Genomic DNA, 4013 nt, shown 5'->3' on the forward strand with positions numbered 1-4013 from the left:
GGATGAAAGACAAAACCTTCTGGCAGCGCATAAGATTTGTCCTTAAGACCCCAGATGAAAGACAAAGCCTTCTGGCAGCGCGGACGATTTGTCCTTAAGACCCCGGATGAAAAAAACATAAGGGACTTTGCGTCCATTATGTTTTTTTACTTTTTTCGATTAATTTAATATTGCTTTCGTTAACCGTTCCCACGGTTTGCTTAGCCAGCGTTTTAAAGCAAAACAGCCGCGCAGCCACTCATCGGCTCCTTGGGCAAGCCATATGCCCAAAAGTCCCAAACCATAGTGAACGCCTAGCAAATAACTTAAGGATACCGCTATTCCCCACATCGAAATAATACCAATAATAACGGGAAAACGAACATCTCCTGCAGACTTTAATGAGTTCATCAATACGATATTCATTGCTCTTCCGGGCTCAACGAAAACTATGGCCCATAAAACCGGCAGTCCAACCATAATAATGGAAGGATCCTCTGTGAATATTCTTAAGATGAATTCTCCTCCAAAGGCGATAATGAGTGATGCAAAGGTTGATGCAAACATTGCTATTTTTAAAGTGCGAATACCTCGTTTTAAGGCAAGATCATATTGTTTGCCCCCAATATATCGTGCTACTAACAACTGGGTTCCTTGAGCAATCGCGACTGTGAACAAAAAGCAAAGCATGCTGATATTTAATATATATACTCTTCCAGCCAAAGAGGCTGTACCCATTGTAACTACAAAGCTAGTAATAACCACTTGAGATAATTGGTAGGAAAGATTTTCTCCAGCTGAAGGAATTCCAATCTCGAGCAATTCACGGATATCTTCTTTTTTTGCGTTGAAGATATCCTTGATGACAATTTTTAAAGAAAGTCTGTTATATAGCAAATACAATAGAGCACAAACCGCATAGGCTCGAGCTGCAAAGATAGCCCAGGATACACCCGTCACACCTGTAATTGGCAGCCCTAAGAATCCGGTCGTCGCAATAATATTCCCGCCAATACTGATTACATTCATAAAAACAGTAACCATCATTGATTCCTTCGTGTATCCATGACTGCGAAGGATCGCACTTAAAGCCAGAGAGAGAGATTCGAAAAAGAGTGAAAGTGCACATATTCGTACAAAGGTAAGTCCGTAGTCGAAAACAGGACCATGAACATCATACAGACGTAGTAGAGGCTCTCCTAAAATAAAAACAATAATGGCAATACATATTCCAAACCAGAAATTCAAACCAAATACAGAATAAGATAGCTGCCGCGCACGTTGAAGGTTTCTTGCACCGAGATTTTGACTGATTAATACGGTTGCTCCAATGGAAGTGACATTGAATACTAAAATAAAAATATTTAACAGCTGGTTGGCAACTCCAACACCAGCTACTGCCTGATCGGAGTAATGGCTTAACATCAGTGTAGCCACAATCCCCATTCCCATATGAAGCGAAAGTTCAATAAAGAGCGGCCAGGTAATACTGAAAAGAGTCTGTTCTTGATAGTTGTTTTTTTGTTCCTCCACGATATTCTCCAATCAGTTTTTATAAAATAATGTTTTATTTTACTACTTTATAAGGGATATAGTAATAGGAAAATAAGGTTGATAAGTTTTTCCAAAAAAGGGAATCACAAATGGAAAAAATAATAAGATTGTTATAAAGCCTTGAATTTGCTATTTTTAAACTATAACAATACTAAAATGGGGGCAAATATGTTTACAAAAAGAAATTTATACAGGTTTTTGTTAATCCTCATTATTGGTTTATTTGCCCTTTTACAAGTTATAGATTTAATCAATCCAGACCTCTTTCATTCTATTAAAATAGTAAGCAATATCGCTTCAGTTGTTTCAATCGTTGCCATCGGTTTCCTATACTTTTTAGTTAAAGAGTTCGATAAGAAAGCCGATGAATATACGATAAACCAGAAGAAAATGAAAAATATATTTGATACTCTAGATGTTGCCATCTGGTCCCATGATTTAAAGTCTGACACACTATTAATCACTCCTGGAATAGAAAAACTTTATGGATATAAGCTGGATAAATTTTATGAAAACATGAACCTTTGGAAAGAAGTTATTTATCCAGAGGATTTGTCTGTTTTAAAGGATAGAGAAAAGAAGCTTGCAGTTGGAGAAACAGCCACTAGCCAATATCGTATTATTCGCCCTGATGGTGAAGTACGCTGGATACAGGACAGAGGGATACCAACCTTTGACCAAAAAGGAGACTTTGTTGACTTTACAAGTGTGTTATTCGATATTACAGATCGAAAAGAAAGCGAAGGGCTCTATCAAAGTCTAGTTGAAATGTCACCTGATATTATAGCTGTGGTTTATGATGGGAAAATAGAATATATAAATGAAGCGGGCTGCAAATTAATTGGTGCTCAAAGTCAGGAGCAGGTGATTGGGCAATCAGCTAAGAATTTTGTTCCTTCGCATATTACAGATTTAATTAAACGTAAAGTATTCTCGACTGATAAATTGGAAAACGAGCGACTTAGGCTTGAATTCCAGGTTAGGCGAACAGACGGTGAAAGCATTGATGTGGAGATGGCAGCTAGGTCTATTCTATACGAAGGCCGATTTGCCATTCAGGTAGTGGGCAGAGATATTACCCAAAGGAAGAAATCGGAACAAACGATTAAATTCATGGCCTATTATGATTCATTAACGGGTTTGCCAAATCGAAATCAGTTCAGGAACCATCTTAACGAAGTGTTACGTTATCAACAGAATAAAATGCACGCAGTGCTATTCCTAGATTTAGATCGCTTTAAAATTATCAATGATACAAAAGGTCACTCAATTGGGGATATTATTCTCCAACAGGTAGCAGGTCGATTAGAAAAAGCCGTACAAAATGAAGGTCTAGTTTCTCGCCAGGGCGGTGATGAATTTATTATCGTCCTGGAAGATGTTGATAAGGAAAACACTTCACAAGTAGCTAAACGAATTCTCAATGAGTTTTCAAACCCATTTGAAGTGAACTGTGAAGAATTTTATGTCACGCCAAGTATCGGAATTAGTATCTATCCAACAGATGGAAATGATGAAGAAACACTTATTAAAAATGCTGATACCGCCATGTACCAAGCAAAAGAACGTGGAAAAAATAATTATCAATTCTACTCTAATAATCTTGATGGTATCTCTACTTGGAAAATGAAGCTTGAGAATTGGTTAAGAAGAGCAATGGAGCAGAATCAAATGACACTCCACTACCAACCGCAGCTGGATTTACGTACTGGGGAAATTGTCGGAGTGGAGGCATTAATTCGTTGGAATCATCCAGAATATGGATATTTAGCACCTTCTGAATTTATTCCACTCGCTGAAGAAACAGGGCTCATCGTACCATTGGGAAAATGGATATTACGAGAGGCATGTGAACGGAGAAAAGCATGGAAGGATTCAGGATTCAGTGATTTTCCTATTGCTGTAAACGTTTCAGTAAGGCAATTTCAGGATGAACATTTCATTCCATTCATTTCAGGCATGCTCGAGGAAATTGGATTAGAGGCAAATTACTTGGAACTCGAAATTACTGAAAGTCTTATGCAAAACCTAGAGAACTCTACCATCATTCTGAATCAATTAAAGGATTTGGGTGTTCTACTATCGGTGGATGACTTTGGTACGGGCTATTCCTCTTTAAGCTATTTAAAACATCTTCCCATTGATAAAATTAAGATCGATAAATCCTTTGTCGATGACATAATCTATCACTCTAATCAAGGCATGATGGTGAAAACCATTATTGATATGGGTATGAATTTAAAATTCGGTGTCATTGCAGAAGGAATTGAAACGGAAGAGCAGGTTAAATTCTTAACGCAGAATGCTTGTCAGATTGGACAAGGATATTACTACAGCAAACCGTTGTCTACTGAGAAGCTGGAAGAATTTTTAGTAAAAGGCAATGTTCCTATCGAATAGGCTTTTGGCGGAACACTCCGCCTCTTTTTTTTGTAAATGCTGTGTTAAACTTGGCTGTTGATTTGTGCTCCAGGCGCTTC

2 protein-coding genes are annotated in these 4013 nt (G+C 37.8%); one reads left to right on the forward strand and one right to left on the reverse strand.

Annotation, left to right across the window (positions count from 1 at the left end; all coding sequences use genetic code 11):
- Positions 1-159: 159 nt before the first annotated feature.
- On the reverse strand, positions 160-1512 hold the full coding sequence (locus CHI06_RS13395; protein ID WP_095249058.1) for an MATE family efflux transporter: 1353 nt from the start codon (positions 1510-1512) through the stop codon (positions 160-162).
- A 189-nt stretch (positions 1513-1701) separates the two neighbouring features.
- Between CHI06_RS13395 and CHI06_RS13400 the strand changes: the two genes are divergently transcribed.
- Positions 1702-3933 carry a sensor domain-containing protein gene (locus CHI06_RS13400; RefSeq protein WP_095249059.1) on the forward strand — a complete coding sequence of 744 codons (2232 nt, stop codon included), beginning with the start codon at positions 1702-1704 and terminating at the stop codon, positions 3931-3933.
- Positions 3934-4013 lie beyond the last annotated feature (80 nt).

The organism is Bacillus sp. 7884-1 (assembly GCF_002272245.1).
In the GTDB taxonomy this organism is placed as follows: domain Bacteria; phylum Bacillota; class Bacilli; order Bacillales; family Cytobacillaceae; genus Neobacillus.